This is a genomic window from Nonomuraea sp. IBHARD001 (genome assembly GCF_056106265.1).
In genome coordinates this window covers 393,653-411,772 of the sequence record NZ_JBWBBW010000001.1, presented here as the reverse complement: position 1 = coordinate 411,772, position 18,120 = coordinate 393,653, and the positions used below count along the sequence as shown (strand labels likewise).

Here is an 18,120-nt window from a genome sequence, read left to right as displayed (position 1 = left end):
ATAAATTCTAGAGTCCCCAATAGACCGCTACGTTGGCCGCTTGTCGACGTGGACGCCCGAAGGAGCAAGATGGCGTGCACGTGCACGACCGCACAGGCCTCGTCTTGCGCCGTGGGTATGGGGCCACGATCTCATCCTTTCCTGGTTACAGTGCCAGGTCAGCCCTCTCGCCGAGCCAGGCCGAATCGCTAGCCACCAGGGCCGCAGCAGCCGGGTCGAAGGCCGTCGCTGTTCGACGCCGTCGACTACCGAGCCTGCTCAGCCGTGGAAGGCGGCATCAACCGGTTCGAGCGTCACCATGCTCTGGCGATCCGTCCGTGAAAGTCTCCTGGCCTTCGCCGCTCCACATAGAGGTCTCGATGCAGATCTGATCCAACGACCCCGTGGGAGCGGCCAAGCAAAGAAATCCGCCACTGCACCGACGTGGCGGGCATCGTCCCCGACCGCGCCACCATCGTCAGGTCCATCGGCGCAGCAGTGGCCGAACAGCCCGACGAAAGAACCAAGGTCCATCGCTACCTGGACCTGGACGTGGCTGCCAAGGCCCGCATGCGAATGATCCAGGCGAAACATTCTCCCAGAACGCTCCTGCGGAGACTCACCGCCTACCTGAAAGATCAGGATCACGCGAACAACGGCTCATGCACCACCGCTGTGGACGTGATCCTTCTCTCTGCTGCCCCGGGCCGGCAAGATCAAGTCTCATGACGTTGCGATCGGCGTCGCCACCTTCGCCAACCACCGCGAAGGCTTGCTGGTCGTCGGCGTCGCCGACACCAAAGCGACAGCGCTCCAGAGCCATGCATCAGCAGAACACCGACCGCCAGAACCCGCACGAGCAGTTGGCCTGCCCGCTCACGGCCACGGACGGCGGTCACTGCGTGCAGCATGCAGGCCAGCAAGAGGGTCGCCACACCCCAGTACCGCACTGGCGTCCGCCACCGAGGCATCGCCCAAGCGCTGGAGTCGAACTCCACGCTCGAGCAGAACGGCGTACTGAGAAGGGCGAGGTTTCCTCCCGCCCATGGAAACACCGTGCATACACGAGTGGACAACCTAACGCGAACGAGAGAATCCGGACCTCAGTTCGGCGCGAATCCATGCCCGGATGCCGGGCCACTCGTCACCGAAGGCGAATCTGGCATAGGTGAGGCCGTCGAGAACAGTCGCTTCTTCCTGGAATGAGCGCATACCGTGGCGCACTCCGTTGGCTGCCACCCATCGCGTCCACTCATCGTGAGCTTGTTCCCGAACTGCGGCGCCTTGCCCGGCCCATCGCTGTCCGAGGGCTTCCCAATCACTCGAAACACGCTGGAGCAGATCGGTACTGATCGGAAGGCGATCGTGCACCACTTGTTTGGCTTGAGTCACAGCGGTGGATCCGAGAGCGAACCGTTCGATCAGGAGGTCAATGACGTGAAGCAGGATCAGACGGCGGGTCTCCGGCGATGCCAGGCAGAGCCGCGCCGCCAGATCCGGCTCGTGGTGCCGAAAACCGATCGGCGGACATTCCTCGTCGATCAATGGATCGACGATCGCGACCGTACGGGGGCGCTCATACCAGTCAGCAGGCAGCCGCGCACCGGTGCGCGCCTCGATGATGGCCATCGCAGTCGCCTGCCGGGCTGGCCAGGGTGCGCCCGACACGGCCTTCAAGGCCTCAGCTTCCTCCTCGAGGGCGCTGGGATCCGCTCCGTGCACCGACTCCGGCTCGAGCGATGGGATCCGGGCCAGGTACTGCCCGTGGGCGGCGTACTCGATGCCCCGCGTGCCTGCGACGTTCCATGACAGATGCCAGACCTGCGCATCTTGGCTCAGCCATCTCATTACCTGGTGTCGGGCGGCGTAGCTGAAACCGCTGGGTTCAGCCAGCATGATCGCTGAGTCCGCCTTTTCTAGGTAGACGGGCCAGTCGTCCATGAATACCGCTTCCTCGGTGAACTCCTCGTCAGATTCCACGAGAACGGGGCTGCCGCCGCCGGTAAGCCTTGAGGCGATGTCCTCTACCGAGGGCAATAGTCCCTCGACAGGGCGAACCACAGTCCATGCCAAGGTCTCCCCGAACGGAGCAGAGGACTGGAGAAGGTCCGTGTAGTACCTGACGGCATCGTTCAATTTCATACGGGTGAGGCCATTCGGTTGGGGTGGTGATAGATACGATCAACCGCCACCGGGTGCTAATCGACCCGGTGGCGGTTGATCAGGTTTCTACTTTACGCCGCTGTAGTACTTGGAGGCGGTGTTGATGTGCCCAGGCCAGCAGTGGTTTGCCATTGTCGGGACCGGGGTGGTCGGCGGATCATCCCTGAATCGGTTGAAGAATACGTCTTCGAAGATGATCCTGTCATTATTGTATAGGCGTCCCAGAGCGGTGCCCGCCTTGCCGTTGTCTGCTGATGGCATGGCGCAGATCGACAGGTTTCCGTAGTCTCCGTCGCCTTCGGCTGTTCTGTTGCCCGTCGACTGGAACGGGTACTCGTCGCACTCCTGGCCGTTGTCGCTGAACTTGGGCCAGAGGCTATGGCACCTGGTTCGCGCACGCGCGTTGCTGTTTCCCTTTGTCGGCTCGCCTACCCGCCAGAGCAGCTGATTGGCGGGAGGGCGTTTCTGGCCCTGCTTGAGTGCGCACCCGGGAATGCTCTTGTTCGGATTCTTTGGGTAGGTGTCAGCCTTCTCGTAGCAGGCCTTGTAGTAATGGATTGTGGCCTTGTCGTAGCCTGCGCCCATGACCCATTGGATAGAAGGAGTGACGGGGAGAATGCAGCCACCCGTGCTACGCGACACCTGCTTGCTGTCTGCGGAGTCGCATCGGACGATGCCATCTCTTTTTGCTGAAGCGTGCATCCACTTGATTCGCTCCGCGTCATCGGTGTGAGTGATCTTCCCATAGTTGTCGAAGACGCAGTTGGAGATCTTCTCCACGTTCTGAACGGTTGCGCCATTGCGGTTCCTGCGCGTCGCGGGGGCGTCACCTGCGGCCGCCCTGAAACGGAACGTGGTGACGTACCGTGGTTCACTCTGGGGTGCGTCGTAGAAGTCTGCCCATTGTTTCATGGTTTTCGTGATGTGATTTCGCTGGGTGGCGCCATCAAAAGAGGTCACATGTTTGCAGGACTGTTGTCCCTGTGTCACGCTCATGCCGACGGTGAGCTCGACTTTGCTCACTTCGCCACGGACGTCGAACGCGTCATAGGCGCCGTCCATGTAGACGTCGTACCAGATGTCACGAGTCGTCGCCCCGCCATCGAGGCCGCGACGTCCGGAGAACGTTTTTGCTACGAAGAGAAAGCCGCCCATCCAGAGGTTGTCCATGTCGAGACTATCCTCGGGCTGACTTTCTTCGTCGGGCTCGTGGACCAAGACAGTGCTTTTGTAGCAGCCACTGAATCGATTCTTCAGCAACCCGTACTCGCGGCGGCCTATGCCATATTCGTTCTTACAGGTTGTTCCGTTGAGCCTGTCGTAGGTCCAGGGCGCCGATGTCACTGCTCTAGCGGATGCTCCTTCGTCAGGTGAGGCAGCGGAGCTGCCGTCCATGAGGGCGAAGAGCTCATCAGGCAGTAGCTCTCTTCCGTACACCCACATCTCGTCGAGCGTGCCGGTGAGCGCGGTACCGAGCGTCGTCGGGCCAACCGCCTGCCACGGCGTGAAGGTGAGGGCCGCGCTGCCGATGTTTGTCCCGTTCAGATACAGGTTGGCGGCACGTGAGCCACCGGTGTATGTGGCTGCGAGGTGAAACCACTCGTTGACCGGCGGCTCAATCCCGGACCTCACACCCTCACGTGTTGCCGCCAGATCGTCGGCGCTGGTGAAGGTGAACACAAGCCCGTCGTGGGGATCATTGCCGAGCAGGAAAGGCGACTGGTGGGCTCCCCGCTGCTCCAACAGCGTGGAGGAACCATCTTTGTCGCTGACTCGCAACCAAGCAGCCACGGAGAAGTCCCCGCTGGGCAGAACGGGCTCTGTCGTCTGCGCGAACGGGCCGCTGTCGGTCAAAGTCGTCCTGGCGGTGACCTGCTGCCAATCAGACCAGTCGGATGATCGTCCGGGTACGACGGCTCTGGCACGCCAGCGGATTCGCCACCCGTCGGACAGCTCACCTGTCGGGACTGCGACATGGCCGACCGTATCGGAGGCCACATCGTCTGCGACACCTGCCCAGATCTGCCCGCTGCCCTGACTGGCCGGTGCGTTCGGGGCGTGTTCGACCTCGAACTCGCCACGTATCGGGTCATCGTTGGGATGGCCGAACGTGGCCTTCAAGGTCGGGGTGAGAGTGGTCCTCGCCTCGTCATCGATCACGACCGAAGGCATGAATGACAAACTATGCACCGTGGGCCCTGGAATGTCCACGGCTAGTTGCTGCCAGTCTGACCACGTGGAGGTGGCGGTGGCCGACACAGCGCGGGCACGCCAGCGCACCAGCCAGCCGTGCGTGAGCTTGCCAGTGGGAACGGCAACGCTTGCCTGAGCGCCGACTGCAATATTGTCAACGCCACCAGCCCAGATCTGCCCGCTGCCCTGACTGGCCGGTGCGGCGGGATCGTGCTCGAGTTCGAACTCGCCACGCAGGGGAGCACTGGCCGCGTCGTTCAACTGAGCCAGTAACGCCGGTGTGGCCGTGTTTGTGACAACCCTGTCATCCACCTGAGCTGACGGGCTCACCTGCAGCGCGCCCACCATGGGGGCGGAGACCGGGTCTGGTAGGTCCACGGTCAGGACCTGCCAGTCCGACCAGGGCGAGCCGACGGTGGTGGCGGTGTTGATCGCGCGGGCGCGCCAGCGCACCTTCCACCCATCGGCCAGCTTGTTTGCGGGGACGGTCACCGAGGCTGGTGTGCCGGAGGCGACATTGTCGACAGCTTCGGTCCAGATCTGACCGTTGCCCTGCCCGGCGGGTGCCGCCGGGTCGTGCTCGATCGTGAACTCAGCTCGCAGCGGCTGAGCCGCCGGGTCGGTGACCGTGATGTGCAGACCAGGCGTCAGGCTTGTGGTCACGGTGACGCCGTCAACCACCTGCGAGGGAGTGACCTGGAAGTCACCGACCGTCGGGTTGGGCACGTCCACCGTGGCGCTCTGCCAGCTCGACCACGCCGAGGTGGTGGAGGCGGTTGCGTTGACCGCGCGGGCCCGCCAGCGGATCTTCCAGCCATCAGCCAGCTTCCCTGCGGGGATGGCGACCGCGGCCTGACCGCCGGAGACCACAGCGGAGGTGCCGGCCCAGATCTGGCCGGTGCCCTGCCCTGCGGCGGACGGGTCGTGCTCGACCTCGAACTGGCCGGTGAGGTTTCCGGCGGAGGTGTCGGCGACGGCGGCGGCGAGTTGCGGGGTGAGAGAGGTCGTCACTGTGACGCCGCTGACAGTGTGCGCCGGAGTGATGGACGGGGCAGAAACGACCGGGTTGGAGGCAGGGGCGGTGCTGGTGATGGTCAGCGTGGGCGCACTCATGAACTCGGTGGCCTCGACAGCGGTGAACACCCGGTAGTTGTTGATGTTCGTCTCGTTGGGCGACTTGAGCACCAGGCCGTGGTTGACGGCCCCCGCAGCCCAGTCCTGGGCGATGCCGGTCACGTTCCACTCCAGGTCATCCGGCCATTCGGCACAGTCCTGGTTGACGCCCTTGAAGTTGGTGGAGGCATCCTCGGTGGTGAGAGTCGGCTTATTGGCCCAGTACAGATTGTTCGGGTTCCAGGCACTGGTCAGCCGGGCGACCTGAATGCCGTTGGGCAGTGCCGGGCCACAGGCCTGGCTGTCGATGGTGTTCATCGACAGCGTGGCAGCGGTCACCGTCCGCCCCTGCAGACCGAAGGTGTCGAACTGCAGCTGTGTGCGTGCCTTCAACCCGCCGGTCATGGTGCCGGCCATGAGGTCCTGGCCACCTGGATAGGCGGGCAGGCTGGCCGTGTCGCCGGAGGTGACCTGAACATCGGTGCTGAGCGGCATCGTGACCGCCGCAGACACACTCACCGGGTAGGTCGTGGCAGCATCCGACAGGAAAGCCGAATCCGGCTTGACCACCAACTCCGTACGACCGCCCTCGGTGACCAGGTGCGCATCGGTCTCACCACGCTTGACCGCCGCCCTGCGAGCTTTGCCGCCGCTGCTATCCGACAGGAACGGCTCGGTCCCAACGGCGACCAGCCTTTTGTCCTTGCCCTTCACCAGCAACCGGTCGCCCTTGGCCTCCGTCAGGGTCAGGCTCTCGTCTTCGATGCCGATGCGCAGCTCCACCGTCTTGGCGGGCCTCTGCCGCAGCACCACCTCGTAGCGGAACCCTGTCGGCGACGCCGTCACCACCAGGTCCGCGCCGGCACCCGCCGCATCGGCATAAGTGGCCACGCTGCCCTTGACCTTCGGCTTCGGCAGGGGCGTCGGCCAGCGCAGCGCATACGACCTCCCGTCAACGGACATCTTCACGAAAGGATCCGTGCCACCGGCCGAGAGTTCGACGATGGCTCCCTCAGCGAGGGTCTTGGGCCGAAGCTTGCCGCCCTGGTCGGCCAAGGTAGTGTCGATGGGGATCCAGGTACCGTTGCGCCGTGTGCGCACCGGTCCCGTGCTGATCTTGGTTGTGAACGTCTTTCCGTCCGGTTCGGCATAAGTGATGCTGGTGGCGGTTGTCTCTTCGGGGACCTCGACTCGCGTGCCTTTGGCCGCTGCCTGACGGGCTGTGACAACACGGGCCGGTAGCAGGCTCTCATCTGTTGGGCCTGCCGACGCGGGGGTGCTGACACCGATGTTGGCCAGCGCGGATGTGCTGACACCTGGAGTCCACGTGATGCCGCCGTTGACGGTTGCGTGGTGGTTGTTGCCTGAGCTGTCGGCGGCGGTTGTCCCAGTGCCCTCATCGAACGACCAGTGTGCTGCCACGTCTCCCTCCGGCGGAGGAAGCGGTGTCTCTACTTCTTCGGAAGGAGCCACATAGTCCTGGTCACTGTTGTCGAGGTAGGCTCGCGCCTGCTCGTCGGTGACCGGCGCAGGCTCACGCAAGGTGTTGCCAATGCGTCCTTCCGTCACCAGTTGGTTGAACTGCCCGTGCGTCGAGGGAGGGGTTTCATTGTCCTTCAGCACCATGACGCCGAGCTGAGGCTTCGCCGCTGGTTTGAAGTCGACGCTGAGCCTGGGGGCGTGCGCCGGGGAGGAATAGGTGGACTCACGGGTGCGGTAGCGGCGCCAGTTCGTGATGTCGGATTCACTACCTGCAGTGAGCTGGAAGCCGTAGTTCGGTTCGCCAGCAGCCCATGCCTGCACGATCCCGTTGACCGAATGGATGAGGTCCCACTCGTAGTTGAACGACCCCGTGCAGGCGGCGCTGTTGTAGGCGCCGTACTCTGTGTCCGCGCCTGTGTTTGTGACCGACGGCTGGTTGGACCACGTCAATTCCAGTTCGTCCCAGTCGGAGGTGACGCGCCGGGCTGTGATGCCCGATCCGACATACAGGCCGCAGTCGTTGGACAGGTGGTTCCACAGCGTCAGGTCCGCGTTCTCGATTGTCGAGCCCCAGAACGGGTCACTGGTTGCGGGCAGCGGGAACTGGATGTAGCTGCGCCAGCGCACGTTGCCGCTGTTGGACTTGCCGACCAGGATCCGGTCGAGGTTGAAGTTTGACCAGCTGTCGGGATAGTCCGCGTTGTTGACGAAGGTGTCCATGGGCTCGCCTTCGTATGGCGTGCTCACCCCGTCGGGGCAGTACGTGCTGGAGGGCGTATCGATCTCGCACTCGTACCAGTCGTCATCGACTGCGGCCATGGTCACGGGGTAAGTCGTTGCCGGGTCAGCGAGGAACACAGGATCCGGTCTGTAGACCAGATCGGAGTTTTCCAGGCTGACGGCCGCTCTGCCAACCTTGGCGGCCTCCAAATCTCCGCTGGGATCGGCTGCGTCGGCGTCGAGCAGGGGCGCTGGCTGAATGACGAGGAAGATCTTGCCGTCCTCGCTCTTCAGCGTCGGCTGCCCCTTGTCGCCCTTGCCGAAGGAGAGGCCCTTGGGCGGCGTTGTGGGGATGCGGAAGGTCACCGGCCCCGCTGGGCGTTGCCGCAGAACGATTTGCTGGCGGAACCCGGTCGGGGTTGCGGCGACGACGAGATCGATTCCCTTGCCGTACGTCGATGCGTAGGTGGCGGTGTTCCCTTTGAGGGTTGGTTTGGGCAACTTGCCTGGGGCGTCAACGCGGGTGAGGGTCTTGGCGTCTTTGGCCTTGATCGCTGTTGTGTCGCCACCCAACGACAAGGTCAGGTCGCCCTTGATCGCCTTGGGTCTGATGGTGCCGCCGGCTTCGACGAGAGTGGTGTCGATGGGGATGAAGCCATCACCTTTGGCGTTCTTGACCCGGATTGGCTCGAGATTCAGCTCCATGCGGAGCGTCGTGCCATCGGGGTTGGCGTAGTAGGTGGCGCTTTCCGAGCGTAGCGACTCGATCTCGATGCGCCGGCTGTCTTTCTGGGCCTGCGCCAGCGCCTTGCCGATGGGTGTGGCAGGAGAGCTCGGCGGCGGAGTGGAGATGGGAGCGGCGGGAGATGGAGGCACAGGTCCCTGCGCGATTGCGGGTGCGCTCATGACGGAGAGGGGCATGGTCAGGGCGGCGATCAGCGCAGTGTGGCGGCGCATCCGGCGGGATAGGCTGGGCGATGGTCGTGATGGGTTCATTCACGTCTTTCGAACTAGTGTTCCAAAACGTGGCGATCATTACATATAGATGACCTTCTGTAAAGGCTTCTCCAGGGTGAGTGATCGCCTCATGGGTTGTCTGACGCCCCGTCTTCGGAGACCTGCTGCGCGATTGGGGTGGAGGCAGTGTGCTGACCTCATGGGCGACACCAGACTGGAACCGGTGGAGTTGACCACTCCGGAGCGCCAGACCCTGCGCGGCTGGCAGCACGCCGCTCGACCGCCCAAGTCTGGCCATGCGGGCCCGGAAGCGTGCTGGAGTGCGCCGATGGCCGGAGCAACACCGCTGTGGCGGCCCGGCTGCGCGTTAACTGGAGCATGGCGACCAAGTGGCGGCCCGTTTCCTGGCCCGCCAGCTGGACGGGCTGAGCGACGACCCACGCCCCGGCGCCCCTCGGACCATCACCGACACCCAGGTGGAGGTGGCGGTGATACGGACCTTGGAGGAACTGCCGGAGGGGGCCTCCCATGCTCCAAGCACGAACTGGCCAAGCCGGCGGGCATCTCGGCCACCAGCGTGCACCGCATCTGGTGGCCTTCGGGCTGCAACCCCACCAGGCGGAGACCTTCAAATCTCCCGCGATCCGCTGCTGATCGACAAGATCCGTGACATCGTCGGGCTCTACCTGGCGCCACCGGCCAAAGCCGCAGTGTTGTCCGTGGATGAAAAGCCGCAGACCCAAGCGCTGGGTGCACTGCCGGAGGGGCAGAAACGGGGACGATGCGTAACGACCGCGGCCCCCAACACCTACGTCAGCGACGGGCCGTGGCCCTTGGCCACCCTTGTCCCGGAGGCTCCCGCTGGGGCGTATGTCGCACAGGAAATCGCGCGCCGCCTTCAGGTCACACTCAACGCTCAAGAGCTGAGCCAGCGTCAGGCTGCTGCCTTGGCTGGCCTGGCACAGAAAACGATCAGCAGAATCGTTCTCGGTGACGTCTACCGTGATGTGGCCGTCCTCAGGCGGCTGGAGCTCGCCCTGCAGGTAGGACTGTATCCCTGCCTGCGCGAACGGTGGACGCCCCCGGAGGCAGCCCTCTCCCCTAGACAAGCGCGCTCTCGTCACAAGCGACCGCAACCGGTCATCACCCCTTGTCGGTGACACGTTTCCAGGCGCAAAAGACTGACCCTCTGATCGCGGAGATGGGCATATCCGAGTGGAAAGAAAACATCTCCGCCAACGGGTCGAGGACGATGCGGTGTGCACCATCGTGGGCGAGCGGCGTAACTCCACCGCGCGAACCATCCAGAGGCCCGCTGGATGGCCCGGCGAGGAAGGATCTCATGGTCCACGAGGACGACGACCGCGGCCGGGACAAACGGCACCGGCGGATCCGCACGTCAGCGGCCATAGCCAAGCTGATGCTGTGGATCGTCTGGGTGCCGTTCGACCCGCGCCACTAGTGCTGTGACCACAAATGATCACCGGGTTGGCGTGCACAACACTTCTGCCGATTGGATGGACTGACCACGGCCGATCAGTCTTGGAGGCAGGGTGACGCAACCGGTCAGGGTCCGCAGGCTCACGGACCAAGAAGGACAGAAACTGCAGCGGATCGTGCGACGCGGAACCACCAGCACGGTCCGCTACCGGCGAGCGATGATCCTGCCGGCCTCAGCCGGAGGCAACACCGTGCCGGTCATCGCCCGCCTGGTCCAAGCCGACGAGGACACCGTCCGCGACGTCATCCACCGCTTCAACGAGATCGGGCTGGCCTGCCTGGACCCTCAGTGGGCGGGAGGCCGTCCCCGCCTGACCAGTCCTGACGACGAAGACTTCATCGCCAAGACGGCCACCACCCGCCCGACCAACTTCGGCCGGCCCTTCACCCGCTGGTCCATCCGCAAACTCCTGAACTACCTGCACCGCCTTCCCGACCGGGCGATCACCCTCGGCCGCGAAGCGTTACGCCTGCTGCTGGTCCGCCGGGGGATCACCTTCCAGCGCACCAAGACCCGGGAAAGACTCACCCGACCCCGACTTCGACACCAAACTCGACGCGATCGACTACGCCCTGACCCGCCGGCCCGAGCGCACCTTCGCCTTCGACGAGTTCGGACCGCTCGGCACCCGGCCCACCGCCGGCACAAGCCGGGCACCGGCGGGCCAGCCGGACCGGCTGCCGGCCACCTACCACCGCACCCACGGCGTCACCTACTTCCACGGCTGCTACTCCGTCGGCGACGACCTGTTGTGGGGCGTCAACCACCGGCGCAAGGGCATCAACCACACCTGGGCCGCACTCCGCTCGATCCGAGCTGCCCGACCGGACGGCGCCCCGATCTACGTCATCCTGGACAACCTCTCAGCGCACAAGAACTGGCGCATCCGCACCTGGGCCACCAAGAACAAGGTCAGGCTGCTGTTTACCCCCACCTACGCCTCCTGGGCCAACCCGATCGAGGCGCACTTCGGCCCGCTGCGCCAGTTCACCCTGGCCAACTCCGACCACCCCAACCACACCGTCCAGACCCGGGCTCTGCATGCCTACCTGCGCTGGCGCAATGCCCACGCCCGCCACCCCGACGTGCTCGCCGCCCAACGCCGCGAACGCGCCCGCATTCGCAGTGAGAAGGGCATCCGCTGGGGCGGGCGCCCACTCAGCGTGGCAGCCTGACTCTCGACAACCCGGTGATCATTTGTGGTCACAGCACTAGCCACCAGGGCCGCAGCAGCCGGGTCGAAGGCCGTCGCTGTTCGACGCCGTCGACTACCGAGCCTGCTCAGCCGTGGAAGGCGGCATCAACCGGTTCGAGCGTCACCATGCTCTGGCGATCCGTCCGTGAAAGTCTCCTGGCCTTCGCCGCTCCACATAGAGGTCTCGATGCAGATCTGATCCAACGACCCCGTGGGAGCGGCCAAGCAAAGAAATCCGCCACTGCACCGACGTGGCGGGCATCGTCCCCGACCGCGCCACCATCGTCAGGTCCATCGGCGCAGCAGTGGCCGAACAGCCCGACGAAAGAACCAAGGTCCATCGCTACCTGGACCTGGACGTGGCTGCCAAGGCCCGCATGCGAATGATCCAGGCGAAACATTCTCCCAGAACGCTCCTGCGGAGACTCACCGCCTACCTGAAAGATCAGGATCACGCGAACAACGGCTCATGCACCACCGCTGTGGACGTGATCCTTCTCTCTGCTGCCCCGGGCCGGCAAGATCAAGTCTCATGACGTTGCGATCGGCGTCGCCACCTTCGCCAACCACCGCGAAGGCTTGCTGGTCGTCGGCGTCGCCGACACCAAGGGCTGCCGTCGGCGATCCCAGGAGTCGACCTCACCGACCAGTTCGAGCGGGAAGTCCGCACCGCCATCGCCGCCCGTCTCGATCCGCTGCCGGTCTACGACATCGGCTGGCTTCCCGAAGACCCTGTCAGCGTGGACACCCCACGTAAAGGCATCTTCCTCCTGGCGGTCGCCGAGAGCGTGAACAAGCCGCACCTGGTGTACGACCCGGCTCAGGACGGCGTCCAGTGGGTTCCGCAGCGGTACGGGTCACGGAAGGTGTGGATGAAAGAGGCGAAGGTAGCGACCGCCTACCGCGACCGCTACCTGAGGGCGCTGGGCACCAGCGCCCGCGTCGACCAAGTCGAGTCGCAGATACTGCAGCGCGTGGTCGAGGCACTGCGAACCTCCGCCCGGCCTGGCCCGGTCCTGGCAGTGTCGCTGGTGCCGGAGGTAGCCGGTGACCTGGCCATCACGACGGCGGAGTTCTCCCGCTTCCGCCAGGAGTTGGAGCAGGAGTCGCTCCTGCTCGGCTGGGGTGGGCCGTTCTTCGCCCGGCCGGGGGTCGCCAGCGGCCGCTTCTACGCGCGGGGCCGGGTGAACAACAACGACGTCTGGGCCGAGCTGCACACCGACGGAGCGGGAGCATGGTGTTCCCGCTGGACTGCATCGGCCGCGATGAACGGACGATCGCGGTGAAAGACTCCGGGATGATGCAGTGCTGCAGTGGGCATTGCACTTCCTGGCACGGCACGCGACGGAGCGGGCTGGCGCGTCCGGGACGGCGGTGCTGAGAGCTTCCCTGCTGGCAGATGTTCGAGCCTTCAATCCAACCGATCCGGCGATGGCCGAGGCGCTGGCCGCTCATACCGAGCCGTTCCACTGCGCCGCTGCCCGTGTCACGGGCAGGCCGACCAGCGGTGGCGGGAGGCGTGCGGGCCAGGCCGCCCGAGGGGCGGTCGGGCAGAGTGTCGCCTTTCTTGACGATCTCGACAGTGAGGGGCAGCCGCTCATCGCGGCGCTCGCGGAGTTGGGCAACAAGCTGATGCAGACCTTCGGGATGGCGCAGATCCGGCAGGTGCAGCCGGACGGGGCAGTGTCTCTGGCGGAGTGGGACTCCTACCGTGAGGCGATGCGTTCGTGGGCGGATGAGCACGGTATTTCCGTGGTGGGCCCTGCCCCGCTCGGATAGGACTTCGGCAGCGAACGTCAGGAGATGCCGCAGCGTAGAGCCAGGCCACGCAGTTCGGGGCTGGTCCGGCCGGAGATCAGCAGTGACTGGACTAGGTCACGCACGGCGGGGCGGGTGTGCGTCTCCTGTGGTGCCTGGCGCTCGGCGGCCAGCAGCGCGGCCAGGCATTGGTCGCGGCCGCCGCCCAGTCCGTGGGCGCGGGCCAGGTCGGTGAAGTAGCGGGCCCGGCGTTCGGTGGTGGGCAGACTGGCCGGGCGCAGCTTCCGGGCGGCGATGAGGGCGGCGCCGACGTCCCCGGCGGTGTACTCGGCGGAGATGCGGTGCAGTTGGACGGTGGCGGGGGTGAGGCCGCCGCCATGGTCTCGCAGCAGCAGTGGACCTGCGCTCAGACGGGCCGCGATGGCTGCGGCCTCGTCAGTGAGTTCGCGCATGCCGGTCCGGTCGCTGCGGTGGGCGGCGGTGTAGGCGGCGGATTGGATCAGCAATCCGCGCTGGGCTGTGCATCGGGCGTCGGACCCGTCGAGGAGGGCGGGATGTTGGGCGGCGCTCAGTGCGATGGTTATGGCCTGGTCATACCAGCGGGCTTTGCGGGCCAGGACGGCGAGCTGACGGGCGGCCTCGGCGGCCAGCAGCGGCCTTTCGGCACCTGCAGCCAGGAGCCGGGCACGGTCGGCGGCCATCCAGCCGAGCTGCTGGTCGTCCATCTTGACGAGCAAGCGCGTGATCAAGATGTAGATCTCCGCCAGGAGGGCGGCCCCATCGGTCGTCGCGTCGCCGACGGCGTGCGCGGTGGCCACTAGCAGCGGCAGCCGTTCGGCCAGGCGCACATAATGGCAGTTGTGGAAGTCGGCATGCGCCGCGGCCAGCGCCGCGCGGAGCTGCCCAGCGGGAACGTCGGCCGGGGTCGGTCCGAGCCCTAGCATGGCGTCGCGCACACGCGTGATCAGCAGGATGCCTGCGTCGGTCTCGCTGACCGGATCGTCCGAGCGCAGCAGCGGGGAACCAGCTGCTGCGGTGAGAGCCAGGTTGGTCAGAAGCTGCCGTCGCCGCACCGGATCATCCTTCCCTGCTTGCCTGCTGGCCACGTTATCGGCTGTGGCGGCAGCGGGCAGGGCGGTTGCCAATGGGATCCGTGCGTGGTGGTCGGCGGCGGCTTCAGGCGCGAGGCCGAAGGTCTGTGGGGCGATGTTCAAGGCCCCGGCGAAGCGGCGCAGCACCAGCAGGTCGGTGAGAGGGGCCAGGCCGCGCTCATAGCGGGAGACCTGCGAGGCCGAGTAGCCCGTGCGCGATCCGAGCTGCGCCAGGGTGAGCCCGGCGGCATGGCGGGCTTTGCGGACGATCGCGCCATGACCCCGACCGGCGGTGCTGGTGGGCGGGTACGTCGATGGTGCAGTCATCTGCTGGCTGCTCCAAGGCTGGAGACACGAGGCTCACTCCTCACCGTAACTGTCACACCACGTTCCGGCCAGACGGCTTTGCATGACCCGCAAACCGCTGGCATACCGCGCAAACGGCTCTCGCCGGGACAGGGCGGAAGCGGCTTGCTGGAGGGAGACAGGCTTCAGCTTCCCGTGGTCACCGACGCCACATAGCATCAAAGGAGAGCCCCCGTGACCGCCATCACCGCCCGCCGCCACCTGCAGACCGGTGGCCGCACCACCATCGCCGACCCTCGGCTCGCCCCCGCCTACTACGTCGATGCCACCTCTGTGGCCAACCCGTACGTCGCGCGCCTGCTGGCTCGCTGCCCCACCGTGTTCGACATCAAGCCCGCCATGAGCGCCGACCTGGAGGCGCCTGATGCCCCCGCGCTCACCTGCGACAGCGTTCCCTCTGACGGTGCCGTTGCTGACGGTGCGCTGCTGGACGGGCTGGTCATCGTCCAGGCCGGGGCCCGTATCGAGGCTGGCGCCCGCCTCGTCGGCCCAGTCCTGATCTGTGCGGGTGCCGTGGTGGCGTCCGGCGCGCTGGTGCGTGATCACAGCGTGATCGGTCCCGGCTGTCACGTCGGCTTCGGTGCCGAGGTCTGCCGCAGCCTCCTGGTCGCGGACGTGCTGGCCAAGCACCCGTGCTTCGTCGGCGACTCGGTTATCGGCTGGCGTGTCAACATCGGCGCGTTCTGTTCCACCACCGCATTGCGCTGTGATCGCGGCCCCGTGGTCGAACCTGCCGAGCAGGAGATCACCGTCACCCTGGACAGCACGCGGATCGGCACCAGGCAGACCAAGTTCGGCGCCGTGATCGGCGACGGCGTCGCGCTGCCCGCTGGCACCGTGCTGTCGCCGGGCACGCTGATCGGCCCCGGCACCGTCATATACCCCCGTGACCATGTGGGCGGGTTCCTGGCCAGCGGCTCACGGGTGCGGTGAGCGCTATGACCAGGAACCCGCCCACCAACTCTCCCCTCATGGTGAGCCCGGACGCCACGCTGAAGGTCACCGGAGGCGTCCCACTGGCCGGCCGTGTACCGGTACAGGGCAGCAAGAACATCGCGCTGCACCTGTACGCAGCCGCGCTGCTGGCCGACGACCCGCTTGTCCTGACCAACGCACCGGACATCCTGGACACCGGGGTGTGCGCACGCATCCTCACCGCGACCGGCACGCCAGCCCGCAGGCGGGGCGGCAACCTGATGATCAATCCGCCCGCTGGCGCTTTGGTCCCGGTGATCGACGCCCGCCTGGGTAGCCGGGTCCGTACCACCACGGTGTTGGCCGCCGCCGTGCTGGCCCGCGCTGGACAGGTGAGCTTTCCCCCGCCGGGCGGTGATGCCTTTTGCTGGCGCCGCATCGACCGGCACCTGGCCGCGATGGGCGCCGCCGGAGCTGACATCAGCCATGAGGGGGGTCTCATTCGCGCGGCCTGCGCCCGCGGCAGAGTGCATTCGTTCACCGTGGACGTGGCCACTCCGTACGGGCCCAGCCTGGGGGCTACCGTGAGCGCGATGCTGCTGGCCGCCCGCGCCGACGGCCCCTCGCTCATCACCAGCCCGTCGATTGAGCCGGAGGTCACCGAGACTGCCTGCTTCCTGTCCGAGCGCGGTGTCACCGTTGGCTTCGACCACCAGGGGCTGCACGTGAGCGGCAGCGACCGGATCGGCGGCGGCACGTTCACCGTAGCCGCCGACCGGATCGAGGCCGCCACCCTCATCATGGCCGCCGCCGCGACCGGCGGCCGGATTCGCCTGGACGGCATCCGCACCAGTTCCCTGCCTGAGGGACTACGCCAGGTCCTCGACGCGGCAGGGATCCACTTGGCCGACGAGGCTGGCGGCCTGGTGGCCGGCGTGCGCGGCGAGCTGAGGGCAGTGCGGGCGGCAACCGGGCCGTATCCGGGTCTGCCCACCGACACCGCTCCGCAACTGGCCGCCCTACTCACCCAGGCCCGCGGCGCCTCTACGGTTGACGAGCGCATCTACCCCCGGCGTGACACCCACGTAGCTGGACTCTGCAGCTTCGGCGCCGACATGCACGTCACCGGCACCACCGTGCACGTATGCGGACCCGCCGCGCTACGCGCTACCACGGCGCAGGCAGGCGATATCCGCGCGGTCACCGCGCTGCTGATCGCCGCCCTAGCCGCCCGCGGCACCTCGACCATCGCCGGGATGTACCACCTGCGGCGCGGCTACAGTCATCTGCCGGCCAAACTCGCCACCCTGGGAGCCGACATCACCATCGACGATGCGGAGACAGCCTGATGCCCGAAAACTTCACGCTCGACGACACCACCCGTCTGACCGAAGCCCTCCGCCACGCCATCGACGAACACGTCACCCCCGGCGGTGTCATCGTCTTCGGCACTCGCGGCGGCGAACGAACCACCATCGCCGCTGGCAGCCTCGGCACGGAGCCCGGCGCGCCGCCCGCCCACGAGCGCACCCTGTACGACATCGCCTCGCTGACCAAAGTGGTGGCAACCTGGCCGTTGATCGGCCAGCTCCTCGACGACGGCAAGCTGGAACTCGACGCCCCCATCCGCGACTTCCTGCCCTCCCTCGTCGGCGAGGCGCCCAGCGGGCAGGCGTCCATTCGCCAACTTCTCACCCACACCTCGGGCCTGCGCGCGGCCACCCGGCTGGACCACTACCGCGGCGCCGCGGCGCCCCTGCACGAGCTGCTGTGCCGCGAGGCGCTGGAGGATACCCCCGGCACCCACCGCTACATCAACCGCGGCTACATCCTGCTCGGCCTGGCCCTGGCGTACGTGAGTGGGCAGCCGCTCCACGAGCTTGCCAGCGATCTGTGGGACCGCCTCGGCATGATCTCCACCTTCTACGGCCCCGTCGCCCGCGGCGACGACGTCGCCCCCACCGAGCAGCGCATCCCCGGTGCACCCCGCATCTGGGGCAGCGTCCACGACGACAACGCTGCCTTGCTCGGCGGCATCGCTGGCCACGCTGGCGTCTTCTCCACTCCCGCTGATCTGGCCTGCTACGCCGATCACCTCGTCACCGCGCACACCAGCGACCAGGGCGAACTGAGCGATTGGCTGCACGCCAGCCTGGTCGGCCAGGCGACCATCGAGCCGGGCCTGCAGCGCGGCCTGGCCTGGATCCTCGCCGACGACGGCCGCATCGCCTACCACCACGGCTGGACCGGCACCAGCCTCTACCTCGCCCCGCACACCGGCCGCTACCTGGTGATCTGCACCAACGCCGTCTACCACGGCACCGCCGCGCGCACCCGCCTCGCGCCGCTACGCGCCCTAGCCCTGAAAGCCCTCTCCGCCACTTGAACCGAAAAGGGAATCTGATCATGGGTGAGTAGCTCTGTCAGCACACCACGCTCCGCCTCGGCGGACCCGCCCCCAACCTGCTCACCCACATCGACCCGGCGCTCTGGCCCGACCTAGTGCGCGTACGGCGGCATCGCCGCAGCCAGAGGGCAGCGAAGGAGCGCTGCCCAGGGGGAGAGAGGTCCCAGGCGCCAGGCGTAGCGGTCACCAGAGTCAGTGCGGCGTAGACGCGCTGTTAGGCGATGGCTTGAAGGCCCAGGTCAGCACAGCCCGCCAGGTGGCCGTGCTGGGTGCAGGCCCT

At 66.4% G+C, this 18,120-nt stretch carries 10 protein-coding genes and 1 pseudogene; 8 read left to right on the top strand and 3 right to left on the bottom strand.

The window, feature by feature from the left end; genetic code table 11:
- The first annotated feature begins 423 nt into the window (after positions 1-423).
- Positions 424-708, top strand: a complete 285-nt coding sequence (locus ACTWNK_RS01675; RefSeq protein WP_474301690.1) for a hypothetical protein — start codon at positions 424-426, stop codon at positions 706-708.
- A gap of 348 nt (positions 709-1,056) precedes the next feature.
- Here ACTWNK_RS01675 and ACTWNK_RS01670 read toward each other — a convergent pair whose 3' ends face one another.
- On the bottom strand, positions 1,057-2,121 hold the full coding sequence (locus tag ACTWNK_RS01670; RefSeq protein ID WP_474301692.1) for a hypothetical protein: 1,065 nt from the start codon (positions 2,119-2,121) through the stop codon (positions 1,057-1,059).
- 87 nt (positions 2,122-2,208) lie between these two features.
- A complete protein-coding gene (locus tag ACTWNK_RS01665; protein ID WP_474301691.1) occupies positions 2,209-8,607 on the bottom strand; it encodes a DNRLRE domain-containing protein in 6,399 nt (2,132 codons plus the stop codon).
- A gap of 1,553 nt (positions 8,608-10,160) precedes the next feature.
- Here ACTWNK_RS01665 and ACTWNK_RS01660 point away from each other — a divergent pair.
- The 4 genes and pseudogenes from ACTWNK_RS01660 to ACTWNK_RS01645 all read left to right on the top strand — a co-directional run bounded on the left by ACTWNK_RS01660 (position 10,161) and on the right by ACTWNK_RS01645 (position 13,082).
- Positions 10,161-11,283 (top strand): annotated as a pseudogene (locus ACTWNK_RS01660) (IS630 family transposase).
- 271 nt (positions 11,284-11,554) lie between these two features.
- Complete coding sequence (locus tag ACTWNK_RS01655; RefSeq protein ID WP_474301690.1) at positions 11,555-11,839, top strand: hypothetical protein; 285 nt, start codon at positions 11,555-11,557, stop codon at positions 11,837-11,839.
- A gap of 204 nt (positions 11,840-12,043) precedes the next feature.
- A complete protein-coding gene (locus tag ACTWNK_RS01650) occupies positions 12,044-12,589 on the top strand; it encodes a hypothetical protein (protein WP_474301689.1) in 546 nt (181 codons plus the stop codon).
- A 19-nt stretch (positions 12,590-12,608) separates the two neighbouring features.
- The gene (locus tag ACTWNK_RS01645) at positions 12,609-13,082 is read left to right on the top strand and encodes a hypothetical protein (RefSeq protein WP_474301688.1); all 474 of its coding nucleotides are present in this window, start codon (positions 12,609-12,611) and stop codon (positions 13,080-13,082) included.
- A gap of 17 nt (positions 13,083-13,099) precedes the next feature.
- On the opposite strand, the gene ACTWNK_RS01640 is transcribed toward ACTWNK_RS01645, so the two are convergent.
- Positions 13,100-14,479, bottom strand: coding sequence for a helix-turn-helix domain-containing protein (locus tag ACTWNK_RS01640; RefSeq protein WP_474301687.1), 1,380 nt, complete (start codon positions 14,477-14,479; stop codon positions 13,100-13,102).
- Between the two features lie 213 nt (positions 14,480-14,692).
- Between ACTWNK_RS01640 and ACTWNK_RS01635 the strand changes: the two genes are divergently transcribed.
- Genes ACTWNK_RS01635 through ACTWNK_RS01625 form a run of 3 tightly spaced genes read left to right on the top strand, consistent with a single transcriptional unit; the run spans position 14,693 to position 17,819 of the window.
- Positions 14,693-15,451: an LbetaH domain-containing protein gene (locus ACTWNK_RS01635; RefSeq protein ID WP_474301686.1), complete on the top strand. Its 759-nt coding sequence runs from the start codon at positions 14,693-14,695 to the stop codon at positions 15,449-15,451.
- Between the two features lie 38 nt (positions 15,452-15,489).
- The gene (locus ACTWNK_RS01630; protein WP_474301685.1) at positions 15,490-16,782 is read left to right on the top strand and encodes a UDP-N-acetylglucosamine 1-carboxyvinyltransferase; all 1,293 of its coding nucleotides are present in this window, start codon (positions 15,490-15,492) and stop codon (positions 16,780-16,782) included.
- Positions 16,782-17,819, top strand: a complete 1,038-nt coding sequence (locus ACTWNK_RS01625; protein ID WP_474301684.1) for a serine hydrolase domain-containing protein — start codon at positions 16,782-16,784, stop codon at positions 17,817-17,819. Before ACTWNK_RS01630 ends, ACTWNK_RS01625 begins: the two co-directional genes overlap by 1 nt.
- Positions 17,820-18,120: the final 301 nt, after the last annotated feature.

Coding starts and splice junctions, on each gene's coding strand:
- ACTWNK_RS01670 (WP_474301692.1), bottom strand. CDS start 2,121: ATGAAATTGAACGATGCCGTCAGGTACTACACGGACCTTCTCCAGTCC.
- ACTWNK_RS01665 (WP_474301691.1), bottom strand. CDS start 8,607: ATGCGCCGCCACACTGCGCTGATCGCCGCCCTGACCATGCCCCTCTCC.
- ACTWNK_RS01640 (WP_474301687.1), bottom strand. CDS start 14,479: ATGACTGCACCATCGACGTACCCGCCCACCAGCACCGCCGGTCGGGGT.
- ACTWNK_RS01630 (WP_474301685.1), top strand. CDS start 15,490: ATGGTGAGCCCGGACGCCACGCTGAAGGTCACCGGAGGCGTCCCACTG.
- ACTWNK_RS01625 (WP_474301684.1), top strand. CDS start 16,782: ATGCCCGAAAACTTCACGCTCGACGACACCACCCGTCTGACCGAAGCC.